Source organism: Nocardia sp. No.11 (assembly GCF_038752175.1).
Classification (GTDB): domain Bacteria; phylum Actinomycetota; class Actinomycetes; order Mycobacteriales; family Mycobacteriaceae; genus Nocardia; species Nocardia canadensis.
Genome location: NZ_JBCGFB010000001.1, coordinates 16,330 through 32,877 on the forward strand (window position 1 = coordinate 16,330; position 16,548 = coordinate 32,877).

At 70.3% G+C, this 16,548-nt stretch carries 16 protein-coding genes and 1 pseudogene; 7 read left to right on the forward strand and 10 right to left on the reverse strand.

Annotation, left to right across the window (positions count from 1 at the left end; translation table 11 throughout):
* Positions 1 to 39 precede the first annotated feature (39 nt).
* Positions 40 to 552 carry an OsmC family protein gene (locus V8688_RS00090; protein WP_218720269.1) on the forward strand — a complete coding sequence of 171 codons (513 nt, stop codon included), beginning with the start codon at positions 40 to 42 and terminating at the stop codon, positions 550 to 552.
* Here V8688_RS00090 and V8688_RS00095 read toward each other — a convergent pair.
* The 5 genes from V8688_RS00095 to V8688_RS00115 are packed head-to-tail and all read right to left on the reverse strand — an operon-like array spanning position 456 to position 5,609.
* Positions 456 to 1,388, reverse strand: coding sequence for an STM4011 family radical SAM protein (locus tag V8688_RS00095; RefSeq protein ID WP_316574839.1), 933 nt, complete (start codon positions 1,386 to 1,388; stop codon positions 456 to 458). The genes V8688_RS00090 and V8688_RS00095 overlap by 97 nt on opposite strands.
* Positions 1,389 to 1,390: 2 nt before the next feature.
* On the reverse strand, positions 1,391 to 2,728 hold the full coding sequence (locus V8688_RS00100) for an STM4012 family radical SAM protein (protein ID WP_316574838.1): 1,338 nt from the start codon (positions 2,726 to 2,728) through the stop codon (positions 1,391 to 1,393).
* On the reverse strand, positions 2,725 to 3,561 hold the full coding sequence (locus tag V8688_RS00105; protein WP_255588264.1) for an STM4013/SEN3800 family hydrolase: 837 nt from the start codon (positions 3,559 to 3,561) through the stop codon (positions 2,725 to 2,727). Before V8688_RS00105 ends, V8688_RS00100 begins: the two co-directional genes overlap by 4 nt.
* Positions 3,558 to 4,622 (reverse strand): STM4014 family protein, encoded by a 1,065-nt coding sequence (locus V8688_RS00110; protein WP_342799845.1) that lies wholly within the window; start codon positions 4,620 to 4,622, stop codon positions 3,558 to 3,560. The genes V8688_RS00105 and V8688_RS00110 overlap by 4 nt, the downstream gene beginning before the upstream one ends.
* Before the next feature lie 6 nt (positions 4,623 to 4,628).
* The gene (locus V8688_RS00115) at positions 4,629 to 5,609 is read right to left on the reverse strand and encodes an STM4015 family protein (RefSeq protein WP_218720262.1); all 981 of its coding nucleotides are present in this window, start codon (positions 5,607 to 5,609) and stop codon (positions 4,629 to 4,631) included.
* Between the two features lie 155 nt (positions 5,610 to 5,764).
* On the opposite strand from V8688_RS00115, the gene V8688_RS00120 reads away from it, so the two are divergent.
* Positions 5,765 to 6,091: a hypothetical protein gene (locus tag V8688_RS00120; protein WP_342799846.1), complete on the forward strand. Its 327-nt coding sequence runs from the start codon at positions 5,765 to 5,767 to the stop codon at positions 6,089 to 6,091.
* Positions 6,091 to 7,110, forward strand: coding sequence for a DUF6745 domain-containing protein (locus tag V8688_RS00125; protein WP_342799847.1), 1,020 nt, complete (start codon positions 6,091 to 6,093; stop codon positions 7,108 to 7,110). The genes V8688_RS00120 and V8688_RS00125 overlap by 1 nt, the downstream gene beginning before the upstream one ends.
* 6 nt (positions 7,111 to 7,116) lie before the next feature.
* Here V8688_RS00125 and V8688_RS00130 read toward each other — a convergent pair.
* Positions 7,117 to 7,971, reverse strand: a pseudogene (locus V8688_RS00130) (alpha/beta hydrolase).
* A 55-nt stretch (positions 7,972 to 8,026) separates the two neighbouring features.
* On the opposite strand from V8688_RS00130, the gene V8688_RS00135 reads away from it, so the two are divergent.
* The gene (locus V8688_RS00135; protein WP_342799848.1) at positions 8,027 to 8,632 is read left to right on the forward strand and encodes a TetR/AcrR family transcriptional regulator; all 606 of its coding nucleotides are present in this window, start codon (positions 8,027 to 8,029) and stop codon (positions 8,630 to 8,632) included.
* A gap of 9 nt (positions 8,633 to 8,641) precedes the next feature.
* On the opposite strand, the gene V8688_RS00140 is transcribed toward V8688_RS00135, so the two are convergent.
* Positions 8,642 to 9,592: an endonuclease/exonuclease/phosphatase family protein gene (locus V8688_RS00140; RefSeq protein ID WP_342799849.1), complete on the reverse strand. Its 951-nt coding sequence runs from the start codon at positions 9,590 to 9,592 to the stop codon at positions 8,642 to 8,644.
* A gap of 145 nt (positions 9,593 to 9,737) precedes the next feature.
* Here V8688_RS00140 and V8688_RS00145 point away from each other — a divergent pair, with 145 nt between their 5' ends.
* Together V8688_RS00145 and V8688_RS00150 are read left to right on the forward strand one after the other, a co-directional pair.
* Positions 9,738 to 11,099, forward strand: coding sequence for a M20/M25/M40 family metallo-hydrolase (locus V8688_RS00145; RefSeq protein WP_342799850.1), 1,362 nt, complete (start codon positions 9,738 to 9,740; stop codon positions 11,097 to 11,099).
* Between the two features lie 27 nt (positions 11,100 to 11,126).
* Positions 11,127 to 11,654: a YbhB/YbcL family Raf kinase inhibitor-like protein gene (locus tag V8688_RS00150; RefSeq protein WP_218720251.1), complete on the forward strand. Its 528-nt coding sequence runs from the start codon at positions 11,127 to 11,129 to the stop codon at positions 11,652 to 11,654.
* A 57-nt stretch (positions 11,655 to 11,711) separates the two neighbouring features.
* Here V8688_RS00150 and V8688_RS00155 read toward each other — a convergent pair whose 3' ends face one another.
* From V8688_RS00155 to V8688_RS00165, 3 genes are all read right to left on the reverse strand, one after another.
* Positions 11,712 to 13,538, reverse strand: a complete 1,827-nt coding sequence (locus V8688_RS00155) for a long-chain fatty acid--CoA ligase (protein ID WP_218720249.1) — start codon at positions 13,536 to 13,538, stop codon at positions 11,712 to 11,714.
* Between the two features lie 132 nt (positions 13,539 to 13,670).
* Complete coding sequence (ribA, locus tag V8688_RS00160; protein ID WP_218720248.1) at positions 13,671 to 14,357, reverse strand: GTP cyclohydrolase II RibA; 687 nt, start codon at positions 14,355 to 14,357, stop codon at positions 13,671 to 13,673.
* Between the two features lie 73 nt (positions 14,358 to 14,430).
* Positions 14,431 to 15,924 carry a PfkB family carbohydrate kinase gene (locus V8688_RS00165; protein ID WP_218720246.1) on the reverse strand — a complete coding sequence of 498 codons (1,494 nt, stop codon included), beginning with the start codon at positions 15,922 to 15,924 and terminating at the stop codon, positions 14,431 to 14,433.
* 225 nt (positions 15,925 to 16,149) lie between these two features.
* Between V8688_RS00165 and V8688_RS00170 the strand changes: the two genes are divergently transcribed.
* A complete protein-coding gene (locus V8688_RS00170; protein ID WP_342799851.1) occupies positions 16,150 to 16,545 on the forward strand; it encodes a hypothetical protein in 396 nt (131 codons plus the stop codon).
* The last annotated feature ends 3 nt before the right edge of the window (positions 16,546 to 16,548 follow it).

Below are 16,548 nucleotides of genomic sequence, written 5' to 3' on the forward strand. Positions count from 1 at the left end.
TGGGTGGGCGGACCGCCGTCGCGGCGATAGCGTCCCGGCATGACCAGTCAGCTCACCACGCTCAACGAGATCTCCGACACGACCGCGCAGGCGGTGGCGGCCGATCCGGCCAACGCGCGCTTCGTCTTCCGGGCGGCAGGCACCACCGAGGGCACGGTGGGCAGTGTCGTCACCGCACGCTCGCACCGCGTGGCCGTCGACGAACCACCCGCTCTCGGTGGCGCCGATGCCGCCGCCAATCCGGTCGAGGTGTATCTCGCGGCCCTGATCTCCTGCCAGGTGGTCACCTACCGATTCTGGGCGCAACGGCTCGGCATCACCGTCGACGACCTCGCGATCACCGCCGAGGGCGATCTGGACGTGCGCGGCTTCTTCGGCATCGACGACACCGTGCGCCCCGGCTTCCAGGCGGTGCGGGTGAACGTGCGGATCACCGGACCCGAGTCCGCGCAGCGCTACGCGGAACTGCAGCAGGCCGTCGACGCGCACTGCCCGGTGCTCGACCTGTCGACCGGTGCCACCCCGGTGAGCACCACACTCGACGTCGGCTGAGCGGGAATCCGTTCCAGCACACCACCGGCGAACACGTCGTAGAGCGGCAGCGTCTCCAGGTGGACGTAGCCGATGTGGCAGTCGCACACCGACAGCGGGCACGGGCGCGGGGTCAGCGCCGCACGGTAGGAGCCGTCGTAGAGGTTGCCCAGCGGCGTGCGCACGAAGTGGCAGCGGCGGACCTCGCCGTCACCGTCGACCGAGATCACCGACGCCCCGGTGCGGCACGGTGCTCCGGCCGAGCGGTGCGGGTGCCTGCTGAAGGGGAACAGCGCGTCGATCGCGGTCCAGCACGCGGCCTCGTCGTCGGTGTAGGTGTGGCCCTCGGCGGCGTTGATCCACAGGTACACGTGGTCGGGCAGGTCGGCGCGCAGCCTGCGGGCGTGGTCGAGATGGTCGGGCAGGCCGACGATGCCGACGCTGAACCGAATGCCTGCCTCGGCCAGCCGTTCAACCTTGTCGAGGAATCGGCGATACGGCGTCTGGCCGGGATGGTAGGTGCACCAGAGGGCGAGGGTGTCGCGGTCCGCGTCGGCGGTCCAGTCGATCCGGCCACTCAGGTTGGTCTGGATGGCGACCCGATCGAGGTGCGGGCGGTGCGACAACTCGATCAGTGCCGTCCGGTACCACGACCGCACCAGGCCCTCCCCCCATGGCGTGAACAGCACCGACAGCCGGTCCTCGGTCTGGGCGTGCGCCCAGTCGGTGAAGCGGCGCAGTGCGGCTCGGTCGGTGCGCAACTGGTCGGTGGAGTCGCGGCGCTTGGCGAACGGGCAGTACGGGCAGTCGTAGTCGCAGGAGGCCAGCGGCCCCCGATACAGCAGGGTCAGGTCCATGGTCAGCGCAGCTCGTAGGCGGCCATGGCGGCGCGCACGGCGGGGGAGAAGAACTCGGGGCCGATCGCGTCGGAGTACGCCAGGCCCTGCGGCGACAGACGCAGCAGATCGGTGCCGGTGTCGGCCAGCCAGCCGCGCTCGGCCAAGGTGTGCAGTTCGGCGCCGAAGTCGTCCCAGGGATCGGTGCCGAAGCGGGCGCGGTAGTCGGTGAGGAGAAGTCCGTCGGCTTGCAACAGCGACTGGAGCAGGTGCCTGCGGGCGGCTTCGTCGGCGTCGATCACCCGGCCGTGCAGGGCCGACGTGAAATCTGTGGTCGCGATGTAGGTGTCGATGATGCCGCGTACCTCGCGCAGGTCGACGGCGTAGTCGAACGAGTAGTGCAGCGTGCTCGTGTAGGAGCGGGCGCCGCAGCCGAGCCCGATCATGCCGTCGGTCTGGCAGGCGTAGTCGTCGGGGCCCTGGGGTGGGGCGTCGGCGCGGCGGAACATCCGCATCGACACCTGCTCGTAGCCGGCGGCGAGCAGATGGTCGCGCCCGTACGCGTACAGCGCGAGGCGATCGCGGTCCCAGTCCTGTTCGGCGACAGCGGGATCGGCGTGCCTGGCCAGACCGGTCAGCGGCCGCACATACAGCGGGTAGAGGTAGATCTCTTCTGGCCGCCAGGCCAGGGCCGCGTCCAGCGAGACGCGCCAGCTCGCGGCGGTCTGGCCGTCGATGCCGTAGATCAGGTCGATATTGAGCACGGGGATGCCCGCGTCCCGGATCCGGCCCAGGGCCGCTTCGACCTCGGCGCGACGTTGTGGCCGCACCGCCGCCTTGGCCTCGTCGTCGAGAAAGCTCTGCACGCCCAGACTCAATCGGGTCGCCCCGCGCTCGGCCAGCACCGACAGCCGGTCGGCGGTGGCGGTGGACGGCGAGGCCTCCACCGACAGCGGGATCGCGCGCAGGTCGGCGCCCATGATCGCCTCGGCGATATCGCAGAGTCTGGTCAGCTCGTCGGCGGTGAGGAAGGTCGGGGTGCCGCCGCCGAAGGCCGCGTTGGCGAAGCGCGGTCGTTCGGCATCGCCGAGACCGTCCCGGACCGCGCTCGCCTGGCGGGCGAGCGCGTCGAGATAGCGGCCGGTGAGACCCTCCGGTGCGCCGACCCGCGTGAACAGATTGCAGAAACCGCAGCGCACCTCACAGAACGGGATGTGCAGATACAGCGACAGCGCCGACCGGGCTTCACCGGCCCACACCCGCGCCAGCGGTGGCCGGTCCGGCAGCGGCCGATAGGCCGTCTTGTGCGGGTAGGCGTAGACGTAGTTCTGGTAGGGGCGCGGTAGCGCGGTATCGATCATGCGTCGGGCTCCAGGAAGAAGTGGCTGTAGGGGACCGTCCACACCGACTCGTGGCCGAGCCGGTGGCCGGTGTACCCGTCGTCGCCGTAGGCGGTGCCGTGATCGGAGCACACGATCGCGAAACACCGTCGGCGCGACCGCATCGCGTCGAACAGCCTGCCGACATGGGCGTCGATGTATTCCAGTGCCGCCGCGTGGGTGTCGCGGCTGTCTCCCGCCGCGCGGGTCGCGCCCGGCAGGTGGAACCAGTTGGGCTGGTGCAGGGCCGAGGCGTTGAGGAACAGGAACAGCCGCTGGTCGGCGGGCACGGCCGCGACGACACGTTCGGCGCAGGCCACCTGCGCCTCGAACGAGGTCGGCGACGCCACCGAGAACTCCGGCGCCCAATGGCTTTCGGTGAACAACCCGGGCAGCACGCTGCCCAGCGCCCCCTGCTTGTTGAAGAAGCCGACACCACCGATGCACACGGTGTGGTAGCCGCGCGCCGTCAGAGCCGTCACCAGATCGGGCTCCTCGAAAACGAAGGTGCCCTCGGCGGTGGTCTCGCTCCCCGCGAACCGAGCCGCGAACAGGCGCGGATGCGGACCCGGCGCGGCCGGGGTCGGCAGGAAGCCGGCGAACATCGCGTGGTGCGAGGCGTAGGTGAAACTGCCCGGCGCGTGGCGCTTTTCCCAGCGGCCCTGCGGCAGGTGGGCGGCCAGGGTGGGCAGTCTGCCCGCGGCCGCGAGTTCGGTCGCGACGTCGTAGCGCAGCGTGTCGAGCGTGAGCAGCAACAGGTCGTCGCGGCCGACGACCTCGGTCATATCGGGACGCGACCCGGTCGAGAAAGTCATCGAGACGCTCCGATCGCGGCCGCGGCGGTGAGCTGTGCGGTGTAAGTGTCCAATCCCTCGGCCGGTGTTCCCGGCAGGCCGGTCAGCCCGGGGAGCAGGTCACCGAAGGCGTTGACCTCGCCGACGGTGAACCGTCGCCAGTGCGCGCCGGGCAGGAGATCGACACCGACGCACAGGGTCGCCGGGAAGCAGGCGGCGGCGCGTTCACAGATGTCCATCGCCTCGGCCCACCGGTCACCCATCGCTGCACGGACGTGGGCCAGATCCCCGCGCGCACCGCCGAGGTGCAGGTTGGTCAGGGGGCCACGGCTGGTGCGGACGACGACGTGGGTCGCCCGGCCCGCGATCACCACGACCCGCAGGTCCGCGCAGCGGCCACCGGTGGTGGCCTTGGGGATCCAGCGTTCGACATGCAGGCCGTCGGGCGCGAGCCGGTCGACGATCGCGGCGATCTCGCGTTCGTCGCGGTACCGGCGCACCCGCAAGGAGTTGTGCAGGGCGCCTTCGGCGCTGATTTCGACCGAGGTTGTCGCCTGCCAGCGGCCCGACGCGGTGGATTCGATCGCCAGCACCCCCGACGCCGACGAACCGTGCGCGAGCTTCACGAACACCCGCGCCATGCCCGCCGCCCGCATCTGCGCTCGCACGTCGACCCAGCCGTGGAGCGGGCCCGTGACCGGTGACGGCGGGACCGGCACCCCGGCCGCGGTGAGGTGGGCATGGCAGCGCCGTTTGTCGAACAACACCGCGAGGTCGGCCGGATCGTCGAGCCGGTGCCCGCCGCGCAGCGACCCCACCGCCGCGAGAAAGCCCGCGTACCACCGGGCCGAACCCTCCACGCGGGTCGGATCATTCACCCCACGCAACAGTGCATCGACTGCAAGATTCTCACCGGGGGAATCCAGCCGGACGAGCTCGTCGGCGGCGAAATCATGGCCGCCCTCGGTCAGCACCGACAGCCATTCCACCACCCGCGGTGCCGGAAACCCGGCCGCGCGGGCCGCGTCGGTGCACAGCCGGACCCGCCGGTTCTCGGCGTTGCCGACCACCACCCAGCGCACGTCGGATCACTCGCCGACCGCGACGAACCGCCACACCGAACCATCGTCGTCCTCGTCGGATTCGGCGTCGTCGGTGTCCAGATTCAGTGCCACGCCCGCCGGGGTGAGGGTGTCGGCGAGGCGGGCGCCGATCTCCTTGCTCACGTAGTTGTAGTGCAGATCCAGTGAGGTCAGGTGGGTCAGCGGCTGACCGCCGAGCAGCGCGGCGGCGCCGTCGTCGGTGAGCACACCCATCGACAGGTCGAGCACCTCGAGCCGGGCGACCACCGGCGCCGAGGCCACCGCGGCGCACACCGCGTCCTGGATCTCGCTGTTGCGCAAGGCCAGCCGCTTGAGGTTCGGCAGCCGGTCGCCGGACAGGATCGGCGCGAGGTCGCTGACATCGGCGTCGCCGCCGTACTCGGACGTCCCCAGCCACAGTTCCAGGTCGTGCAGTGCGGGCAGGTCGCTGGCGGCGATGCCGCGGACGACGGCCACCGGCAGACCACCGGCCTGCACCTTCAGCTTGCGCAGGTGCTCGTGGCGGACCGCCGGGAATTCCAGCTGCTCGCCACCGCGCACGCCGAACTCCTCGAGCCGCGGGAACGCGTCGAGCAGCCGGGTGACCTCGCCCTGATTGATCCAGGAGATCTCGCACTCCTCGCCGATGATGTCGCCGATGAACAGCGCCCGCAGCATCGGTAGCCGCGCGCGGGCGGCGATGATCGCGTCGATCACATCATCGGGGCGATTGTCGTAGGCGTCGGCCCACGAGCCGACGACGATCGCGCGCACCCGCGCCGTATCGACCGTGTCGAGGAACCGGGCGAAAGCCTCCGGCCAGGTCTCCGCGGCCTCATAGGAATCGACACCGATCCGCCACGCCACACCGTCTGCGGCGGGCAGCAGCCGCACCGCCGTCTCCCGCGCTTCGTCGTCCTTCTCCGGGTCCGGGAACGGATAGGCAGGCAGACCGCCCCACCCGCGCAGATGTTCTCCGATGGACATAGCTGTTCCCGCCCCTTCTGGCGTAGTGACTCCGTGGTGACTGCTGCGTTTCTACCAAGCGGCACCGACAATCCGCGCGGCGGGCCGAGTTGTCGGCACCTGCCGCTACCGTCCTCGCCACGGCTGCGGTCGCGGGCCGTGACGGGAGGAAATTCATGTATCGACAAGGCGATGTCCTGATCGTGCCGCTGGCCGAGACGGCGGTCCCCGCCGGTGCTCTGGCGGCGCGGGGCGAGCACCGCGACGGGCGGGGCAGGCTCGTGCTGGCGCTCGGGGAGGTGACCGGGCACGCGCATGCGATCGCCGCGCCCGGTCGGTTGATCAGGGAGGCAGGGGCTTTCGGCCCGATGCTGCTGCACCTGCCCGAAGGCGGACGGGTGGTGCACGAGGAGCACGCGTCCATCGGCCTGCCCAAGGGCTGGTACCGGGTGGTGCGCCAGCGTGAGTACCTCCCCGGCTCCGTGCGGGTGGTGGCCGACTGATGAGCGGGGAGCCCACGAGGACGGACGACCACTGGCGGGCGATCGCCGCCGCGACCGGACCCGGCGACCGGGCGGCCGCCGAAGCGGGCGTGCGCCTGGCCTATTCGCGTGCGGGCCTGCCCAAACCCGAGCAGATCCGCTGGGCGCGTTCGCCGCTGGAAGCCGTGCGCATCCTCACCTCGGGGATCGATCCGGGCGCACCGGTACGGGAGGCCGTGCGCAGCGGACCGTGGGCGGCCGAACGCGCCCGGTTGCACGCCGAACTGGGCGCGCCCGGTTACAGCGCGCACTGGCGGGCCACCGGCGCCGACCTGTGGGAGGTCACCGCCATGGTGATCGACCGGATCCGCGCCGGCGTCGTCGAGGCGGCCGGCGGTGATCGCACGCAGGAGCGGCGGATTCGTGTGCTGCTGCTCGATGCCGTGCTCGGTCAGCACGAGGCGGCCTGGCTCAGCGCCTACGACACCGCGCCCGGGCACCCGCTCGACGGCGTGGCCGAGGTGGCGCGGCACGCGGGCTGGTGGTGGCCCTACGCGAAGATCGCGGTGATCTCCGAACGCCCGATCGCGCTGCATCGCGACGAGGCCGGGCGACTCGACCGCGCTGACGGACCCGCCCTGGCCTACGCCGACGGCTTCGCCTTGCACGCGTGGCGCGGCATGCCGGTGCCCGCCGAGTTCCTGGACAGCCTGAACTCGCTGACGCCGCAGCGCATCCGCGACGAAGAGAACGCCGAACTGCGCCGGGTCATGCTCGAGCACTACGGCTACGACCGGTACCTGACCGAATCCGACGCTCGGCCCGTGCACCGCGACGAGACCGGCGTTCTGTGGCGCATCGATCTCGTCGGCGACGAGGACGTCGTCATGGTCGAGGTGGTGAATTCGACGCCGGAGCCCGACGGTACGCATCGCGTGTACTGGCTGCGCGTCCCGCCGACCACCCGCACTGCCCGCGAAGGCGTCGCGTGGACGTTCGGGCTCGGCGCCGACGCCTACGACCCGGTGCAGCAGACCTGAGCGACCTCAGCGCTCGGTCGGCTGCGCCGAGGTGGTGGCGAGGAACTCCGTGACGGCGGCGGCGACCGCGGTGGGCTGGTCGAGCATCGACAGGACGTAGGCGTCGTCGATCTCGACCAGCCGGGCGCGCGGGATGAGGTCGGCCAGGCGACGGCCGTGCTCGCGCGGCATGACCTTGCCCGCCGACGACCACAAGATCAGGGCCTCGCCCCGGAAGCGGCGCAGCGCCTCGGTTGCGGTGCCGCGGTCGGGCTAGCGCAACCCCGACCTCATGTAGGCGAGCACGTCGGCGCGGATGCCCCGATCGCGCAGACCCGGTTCGGTCCAGCCGTGGACGAGATCGTCGGGCAGGGGGTATTTCGCCATCCAGCCGAACATCAGCGGACTGTCACGCAACCATCGGATGCGGAGCTGGCGCAGTGCCAGGGTGACACCGCCGGGCAGGTAGGCGGCCAGTGTCGCGGTCTTGCCGGGCAGGCCGGGCGGGAAGTTGTCGAACGCCTCGCTAGGGAAGACGATCAGCCGGCCGACGCGCTCGTCGAGATCGTAGGCGGTGAGAAACAGGGCGCCGCCCCAGTCGGAGTGCACGAGGGTCACCTCGCGCAGGTCGAGGGCGGCGAGGAAGTCGGCGACGAGCTGGTTGAGGCCGCGCAGGCTCAGGTCGGTGCCGGGCCGCAACGGTTCCGGATGCGCGCCCAGCGGCAGATCGGGCAGTACATAGCGGAAGCCGGTCGGGAGCAGGTCCAGGATGTGATCCCACACGGTGTGGTTCATCAGCAGACCGTGCAGCAGCACGACCGGTGGGCCCTCGCCGCGTTCGTGGAAGTGGATGCGGCCCGCGGGCAGATCGACGGTCGGCATGAGACCCTCCAGTGTTAGAGTGTTCGCTCTAGTGTGTTTGCTCTAGTCTGGTGTGGTGAGCGAGAAGATGTCAACGGCTACCCGGGATCGGCTGGTCGTCGCGGTCGCCGAGCTGATGCGCACGCACGGCTACAGCGCGATCACCGTCAAACAGATCACCGCCGCCGCACAGGCGCCGATGGGGTCGCTCTACCACCACTTTCCGCACGGCAAGGTGCAGATCGCGGCGGAGGCGCTGCGCAGCTCCGGCGCCGCCTACATCCAGCTGCTGCCCCTGCTGATGGACCCACACCCCGATCTGCGGATCGCGGTGCCCGCGGCGTTCGACGATGCCGCGCGCACGATGGCCGAGTCGGGGTGGATCAACATGTGTCCGGTCGGCACGGTCGCCGGGGAGATCGCCGACAGCGAACCGGAGCTGCGGGCCGTCGCCGCTGAGGTCGTCGCGGACTGGATCGACCAGGGCACCGCCTATTTCGTGCGCCGTGGTCTGGACACCGCCGACGCCCGCGACCTCGTCCTCGGCCTGCTCAGCTCCCTGGAAGGCGCGTTCGTGCTGGCCAGAACCATGCGCTCGGCCGAACCGCTGCACGCGGCCGGCCGTGCGGTCGGAGCACGGATCGACGCGCTCCTCGCGGCCCGCGACCATGCCGCGGGCTGAGCGATCCCGCTAGCGGACGAGCACGACGCGAGCCACCAGCGCTTTGTGATCGGCGCCGGGCAGCGCGACGGTCGTCACCGCGGTGGCGTGCGCCCCGGCGAGCAGCACGTGGTCGATGCCGATCAGTGGCGGCAGACGTTTATCCGTCGGGTAGGTGACCAGGTGCCCGGCACCGGCCTGCGCGGCGGCATCGGCGAACCGGCCCGATGCCAGCGCCCGGAACCGCGCGTGGTCGTAGGTAGCGTTGAAATCCCCGCCCACTATCACCGGGCGATCGGCCGGGGACCGGCGTAGGACCTCGCCGAGCCGGGACAATTCGTCGGCCCACACTCCGGTGTCGTAGACCGGCGGGACCGGATGCACCGCGTAGACCGAGACCGGCCCGACCTGCGGAATCATGGCGGTCGCCGAGATCTGATTGAGGACATACCCGTCGTATTCGACGGTGTCCGACAACGGGAATCGACTCCAGATCCCGGTCCCGCTCGCGGTCTGCCCCGGGGCGAGATAGTGGTACGGCAACACCTCGTCCAGGCCCGCGCGCCCCAGTTCGGTCACGGCGGTACGCGTGAGTTCGTTGACGGTGAGCACCGCGACATCGCGCGAGCGCACCTGTGCCACCAGCGCGCCCGGGTCGGCGCCGTCGAACAGCAGATTCGCCTGCATCACCGTGATCGCCGGCCCCTCGCCCCCGCCGTCGGCGAAGTACAACGGCGCCTGCGTCGCCACACCGAGTCCGGCGACCACGACCGCGGCGCCGGTCGCGACCCACTGCCGGGTCACCGCGAACCCCACCGCGCCCAGAATCGCCCCGCCCATCAGGTAGGGCGCGCCGGACGCGGCGAGCACCAGCGGTTCCGCCGACCAGTCGAGGTAACGCAACACCACACCCAGCGCACCCGCCGCCGTCGCGGCGCCCGCCAGCAGCAGCGTCCCGACCCGAACGACCTGCGATCTCATCGCCACAGCCAAACACGCCGGGCAGCGGACACGCGAATCCGGGGAATTCGGCTCAGCACGAGAAGTAGTCGCCAGCAGCGGCGGAATCCGCGTGAGCCAGGGGAGTCGGCGCGGGGGACACCGCCGGGGTGGTAGGAAAGGGGACGTGTCGGCATCTGGCGAGAGTTCTGGTTCGAACGAACGGTCCCGCGCGGTGGACGAGGTGGTGGAGCTGGTCAGTGCGCTGATCCGGTTCGACACCTCCAACACCGGTGAGCTGGCGACCACCAAAGGCGAACGCGAGTGCGCGGAGTGGGTGGCCGCGCAATTGCAGGAGGTCGGCTACGAGACCGAGTACGTCGAGTCGGGCGCGCCCGGTCGCGGCAACGTCTTCGCGCGATTGAAGGGCGCCGACTCCAGCCGGGGCGCGCTGATGATCCACGGACACCTCGACGTCGTGCCCGCCGAGGCCGCCGACTGGAGCGTGCACCCGTTCTCCGGCGCGGTCCGCGACGGCTACGTGTGGGGCCGCGGCGCGATCGACATGAAGGACATGGTCGGCATGACGCTGGCCCTGGCCCGTCAGCTCAAGGCCGAGGGCACCGTCCCGCCACGCGACCTGGTGTTCGCCTTCCTCGCCGACGAGGAGAACGGCGGCAAATGGGGGTCGCAGTGGCTGGTGGACAACCGGCCCGACCTGTTCGACGGGGTCACCGAGGCGGTCGGCGAGGTCGGCGGCTTCTCGCTGACCGTGCCGCGCCCCGACGGCACCGAACGCAGGCTCTATCTGGTGGAGACCGCCGAGAAGGGTCTGGGCTGGATGCGGTTGCGGGCCAAGGCCCGCGCCGGGCACGGTTCGTTCCTGCACGACGACAATGCCGTCACCATCCTCGCCGAGGCCGTCGCGCGGCTGGGCAGGCACACCTTCCCGGTGGTGCTGTCGGACTCGGTGGCCGAGTTCCTCGCCGCGGTCAGCGAGGAGAGCGGGTTGCAGTTCGACCCGGAGGGCCCCGATATCGAGGGTCAGCTCGCCAAGCTCGGCACCATCTCCCGCATCATCGGCGCCACCCTGCGCGATACCGCCAATCCGACGATGCTGCAGGCGGGCTACAAGGCCAATGTCATCCCGCAGACCGCGGAGGCCGTGGTGGACTGTCGCGTGGTGCCGGGGCGGCAGGCCGCGTTCGAACGCGAGGTCGACGAGCTCATCGGCCCGGACGTCGAACGCGAGTGGATCACCAAGCTCGACTCCTACGAGACCACCTTCGACGGCCACCTCGTCGACGCCATGAACGACGCGGTGCTGGCCCACGACGCCGACGGGCGCACCGTGCCCTACATGCTCTCCGGCGGCACCGACGCGAAAGCGTTCGCGCGGTTGGGTATTCGCTGCTTCGGCTTCGCGCCGCTGCAGCTGCCGCCGGAACTGGACTTCACCGCCCTGTTCCACGGGGTGGACGAGCGGGTCCCGGTGCGGTCACTGGAATTCGGCACCCGGGTCCTGGAACACTTCCTCCTGCACAGCTGAGCACCGACGCCACGAATCGGAGACCCCATGAGCTACAACCCGTATGACGCACTGCCGCAGGTTCCGTCGTTCACCGTCACCTCCGCCGACATCACCGATGGTCAGCCGCTGGCCAACGACCAGGTGTCCGGCGTGTTCGGCGCGGGCGGCAAAGACGTCTCGCCCCAGCTGAGCTGGTCCGGTTTCCCCGAGGGCACACAAAGCTTCGCGGTCACCGTCTACGACCCGGACGCGCCGACCGCCTCGGGCTTCTGGCATTGGGCGGTGGCCAACATCCCCGCCTCGGTCACCGAGCTCGACGCCGGCGCGGGCAGTGAAGGTGGCACCCTGCCCACGGGCGCGGTCACGCTGCGCAACGACGGCGGTTTCCCGGGCTTCGTCGGCGCCGCGCCGCCGCAGGGCCACGGCCCGCACCGGTACTTCGTGGTGGTGCACGCCGTCGACGTGCCCGAGCTGGAAGTCGGGCCGGACGCGACGCCGGCCTACCTCGGGTTCAACCTGTTCTTCCACACGCTCGGCCGGGCCACCCTGATCGGGACCTACGAGCAGAACTGAGCACGTACGGCGGTGGCCCCGGGAGTCGGAATTCCCAGGGCCACCGCCGTTCTCGTGCTACTTCACATTGACGACGTGTTCGGCCGGCGTCGCGGCGTACAGCTGCTCGATGTGCTCGGCGTACTTGGCCGCGATCGGGGTGCGCTTGAGCGACATCTTCGGGGTCAGTTCGTCACCGCCCGGCTCCCACAGGGTTTCCACGATCACGAAGCGCTTGATCTGCTCCACCCGGGACAGCTTGCGGTTGCCCGCCGACACCGCGGCCTTGACCTCCTCGACGATCTCGCTGCGCCGGGCGAGCTCGGCGTGGGTCGCGTCGGTGGCACCGAACTCCTTGGCGCGCAATGCCGCGACATCGGGATCGAGCATGATCAGCGCGGTGATGTAGGGGCGGGCCTCGCCGATCGCGACGGCCTGACCGATCATCGAGGACGCGGCCTTCATCGCGTTCTCGATGTTGGAGGGGGCGATGTTCTTGCCCGCCTCGCTGATGATCAGTTCCTTCTTGCGGTCGACGATGCGCAGGTACCCGTCGGCGTCGAGGGTGCCGATGTCGCCGGTGTGCAGCCAGCCGGCGTCGTCGATCGCCTCGGCGGTCTTGTCGGGCATGTTGCGGTAGCCGGGGGTGACGATCGGTCCGCGGATCAGTACCTCACCGTCGGCGTCGAGCCGCAGCTCGACGCCGTCCATGACGCGACCGACCGAGCCGGGACGCGGCTTGTCCAGATCGGTGAAGGTACCGACACCGGTGGTCTCGGACATGCCCCACACCTCGCTGACCGCGAATCCGAGGCCTAGGAAGTACTCCAGGGTCTCCGCGGGCACCGGGGCGGCACCGGAAGCGGCGACCTTCAGCTCACCGAAACCGAGCGCCTCGCGCAGCTTGGACAGCACCAGGGCGTCGGCGGCCTTGTGCTGCACGCCGAGCAGCAGCGAGCCGCCCTCACCGGACAGCTTGGCCTTGGCCTGCGCGACGCCGACCCCGATCGCCCAGTTGGCCAGCGCCTTCTTCACCGGGCTCGGCTCGACCGCGAGCTTGTTCTCGATGCCCGCCTTGATCTTCTGCCACACCCGCGGCACACCGAAGAACACGGTGGGGCGGGCGTCGGGCAGCGCGGCGGCGATCTCGCGCGGGTCGGGCACGGTGGTGATCTGGATGCCGGTGAGCAGGCTCATCGCGTGCGCGGAGATGCGGTCGGCGACGTGCGCGGCGGGCAGGTACGACACCGCGCGGTCGTCGAAACCGACCGGCAGCGGACCGGACACCAGGCCGACGACCTGCGCGATCACATTGCTCTGGGTGAGCTCGACGCCCTTGGACGGGCCGGTCGTGCCGGAGGTGTAGATCAGGGTGGCCAGATCGCCCGGCTGCACGGCCTGCCACGCGGCGTCGAAGTCGAAGTCGGGCTCCGGATCGGATTCCAGCTGGGCCAGGCCGAGGGTGCCTTCGGCGGTGCCGTCGACCAGCACGGTGTGCTCGACCTCGGCGCCGGATTCCCGGATGACGTCGAGGAAGGCCTGCTCGGTGACCACCACCTTGTTGCCCGCGTTGGCGAACACGTGCGCGATCTGCTCGGGGGAGCTGGTGTTGTACACCGAGAACGGCGTCGCGCCCAGGTGCAGGGCCGCGGTGTCGATCAGATTGAACTCGGGGCGGTTGGTGAGCATGATGCCGACCGCGTCACCGTGGCGCACACCGAGTTTCGCCAGGCCGGCGGCCAGCGCCCGCACCCGTGTCGCGTACTCCGCCCAGGTGATCTGCTGGGTGCCGCCGACCGTGCGCAAGGCGATCTGGTCGGGCCGCAACGCGGCGGTCTGCTGGAAGGCGGCGGGCACGGTGTGCACCGTGACGCCCGAGGCGTGCGCGAAACCGATGTCTGTCATATCCCTGTTCCCGAATAGGCCGTTCCGGATGCCGAGCCAATGCGAGTGAATCCCTCTCATCATCTCGAGCGATGGGCATCACAGTGGCACAGCTCACTCATCGTAACCGGACATACGGGATTGTGGCGGCGGTTACCGCCGACGACGTGGCCACCACCGAGACGGGGACGCGGCGTTCGGTGCCGCCTCGGCGAGCGGATCGGCCGGGATGGTGTGGGCGCGATGTCGGCGCTTGGCCTGCAGGTATTGCCTGCCACGGGCCGTATGCAAGGTGATGGTCAGGGCCACGGGGTCGACGGCGATGCCCGCGCGGTCCAGGGCACGACACTTGTCGGGGTTGTTGGTCAGCAGCCGGACTCGAGTGAGCCCGAGTTCGCGTACCGCGGTCGCGGCGGCGTCGTAGCGCCGGGTGTCGGGGTCGAGACCCAAGCGCTGATAGCTGTCGAAGGTGTCGGCGCCGGTGCGTTCGCTCTCGCGATATCCGCGGGCCTTCCACAGCAGGCCCGCGCCGCGACCCTCCTGCTCGAGATAGGCGAGGACACCGGCGCCCTCGGCCTGGATCCGGTCCATCGAGGTCGCCAGTTCCGCACCGCAATCGCAGTCGTCGGAGCCCAGGCCTTCGCCGTAGAGGCAGCGCGAATGCACCCGCACGAGGCAGCCGTCGCGTGGTTCGCCGAAGACGAGCAGATAGCCGCCGTCGGTGGGATCGGCGATCTCGATGACCCGGACCGGGAGGTCGCTGCCCCGGCGACTCAGTCGGTGCGCGGTGTCGGCACCGGCACGCCCGGTTCTGGCACTGCCGAACGACAGTATGGTCAACGATCCTCCGTGCGGGGACAGGGCGGCGCGACCGCCGTCGTCGGACTGGGCGTGCGAGATGAACGCCGCGACTTTACCCCTGGTCCGGTCCCGGGGCCGCGTACAGCCGGACGATGCGGTCGATCTCGTCGACACTGGGCATCGATACCGCCACCGCGCCCAGTTTCTGCGTCGGGATCATCGCCGCCGTCGTCCACACGTAATCGGCTGCGACCAGCGGGGTTCGGGCGTTGACGAGCCGGTAGGCGAGGGCGGCGGTGAACGCCGCCGCGGCACCCACCGAGGCTTTGAGCACCTGCGGAAAGTGGTCGACGACGGTCTCGACCGTGTCGGAGGAGACGGCGCAGCGGAAGTTCTCGACCGTGCACACGGTGCCGACGCCGAGGCCGCGCAGCAGCCGGGCGATGTCGTCGGCGGACTCGGCGGGAACGTCGGGCAGCATCGCCGCGAGCTGACCCGCGGTGCCGACCAGATAGTCGACCACGCCCAGGTACTGATAGAGGCTCTGCGGCACCGCCATCGACGGCGTCGGGCACACGATGACCGGCGGCTTGGGATGGATCTGCGCCACCACCGACAGCACCTGCTCGATGATCGCCGTCGGCGGCTCGAAGCTCAGGATCACCACGTCGGAGGCTTCCAGTGCGGACCGCAGTTCGGGCCGGTGTACGTCCTCGTCCTGGAGCTGGACCCGGCTGTCGCGGCAGCCGATCATGCGGGACTCGCCGTTGGGTGTCAGCACCACCGCGGTCACCAGCGACGGCGCGAACGGCACCACCTTGATCAGATCCAGCCGGACCCGTTCGGCCTCGATGAACTCCAGGATCCGGCGCCCGTACTCGTCGCCGCCGACCGCGGCCACCAGATGCACGTCGATACCGAGGCGGGCGGCGGCGACGGCCCGGTTGAGGCCCTTGCCGCCGGGATGCCCGGTGAAACTGCCGTTGGCCGCGCCGTCGGCGGCGGGGAAGGCATCCACCCGGTAGAGGTGGTCGATGACCGCGTCGCCGAGCACGGTGACGACACCACGCGGCGCCGACACCGCCTCCGCGGGCTGACCGGTGACCGGTCCGGCCATCGGATAGCCGGAGTCGGTGGCCAGCAGACCGGCCAGCGCGGTGAAGGCGCCGTGCTCGGACACCGTGCGCAGGCGTTTGACGGTCGGCGCCTCGGGAACCGGGTCCACGTCGAGCTGGGTGTGCAGGGCGACCCACTGCTCGGTCAAGGCCTCTCGACGTTCGCCGAGGTTGTCCGCATAGAGGCGTTCGACATCGATACCGACGCCGGGACGGTCACGGAACAGGCCGAGCGAGAGCGCGGCGTCCACGATCAGCCGGTCGGTCGGGGGCAGCCACTGCGCGACCTCACGCACCACCGGCAGGATCGACTCCTCGGGACCGGCCCCGGTTCGCCGCGCGTGTCGACGCACCGACAGCAGCTCGAGCAGGGGCGCGGCGTCGATCTCGGTGTGCCGCAGCCGTTCTGCGCTCAGGCCCGAGTACTTGCCCAGCCTGGTCAGGATGCTGCGAATGGCGGCGACGCGAGCATCCTGAGGGACCATCGGCATGCTGCCTCCCATGACCTGACGGCGGCCCCGCGCCCCGGTGAGGCGGCGGACGCCGTACTGCGATCGCCACAATGCCGGGTTTGCCGCGCCCGGTTTGCGGCAATTACCTCTCTACAATGGCAATTGACCGCAACAAAAGGCAAATGCCACACTGGGATACGGGGAGCGCATGCCCCGCCAGACTCTCGGAGGGTGTGACTCCCCGCCGGGGAAGGCAGGTCCGCGATGACTATTCACAGCACCGACGACACGCTGCGCAGCGACCGCACGCCGGAATTCGCACAACGCATCGGACCCGATACCTGGCGGTTGAGCTGGCTGCCCGAGTACACCGTCACCCGAGAACAGGCGTGGGCGGGGATGGAACTCGACGAACTCGTCAGCGACCTCGCGGCCGCCCACGATCGCCTCGCGCACGCCGAGATCAGCGCCCGCGCGGACGTGCTCGGCATCATCTGGCAGCAGGCGCTGATCAAGCTCGCCAAACGTGTCGACGAGCGATCCCGAGCGGCCGGCGATTCCGTGCACGACCCACCGGCGCCCGCCCACTTCCCGAGCAGGCTGCGGCCGACGCGGCTGCTGGGAAGCGACGACCGGGCACCCCGGGCGTACTACGGATAGACC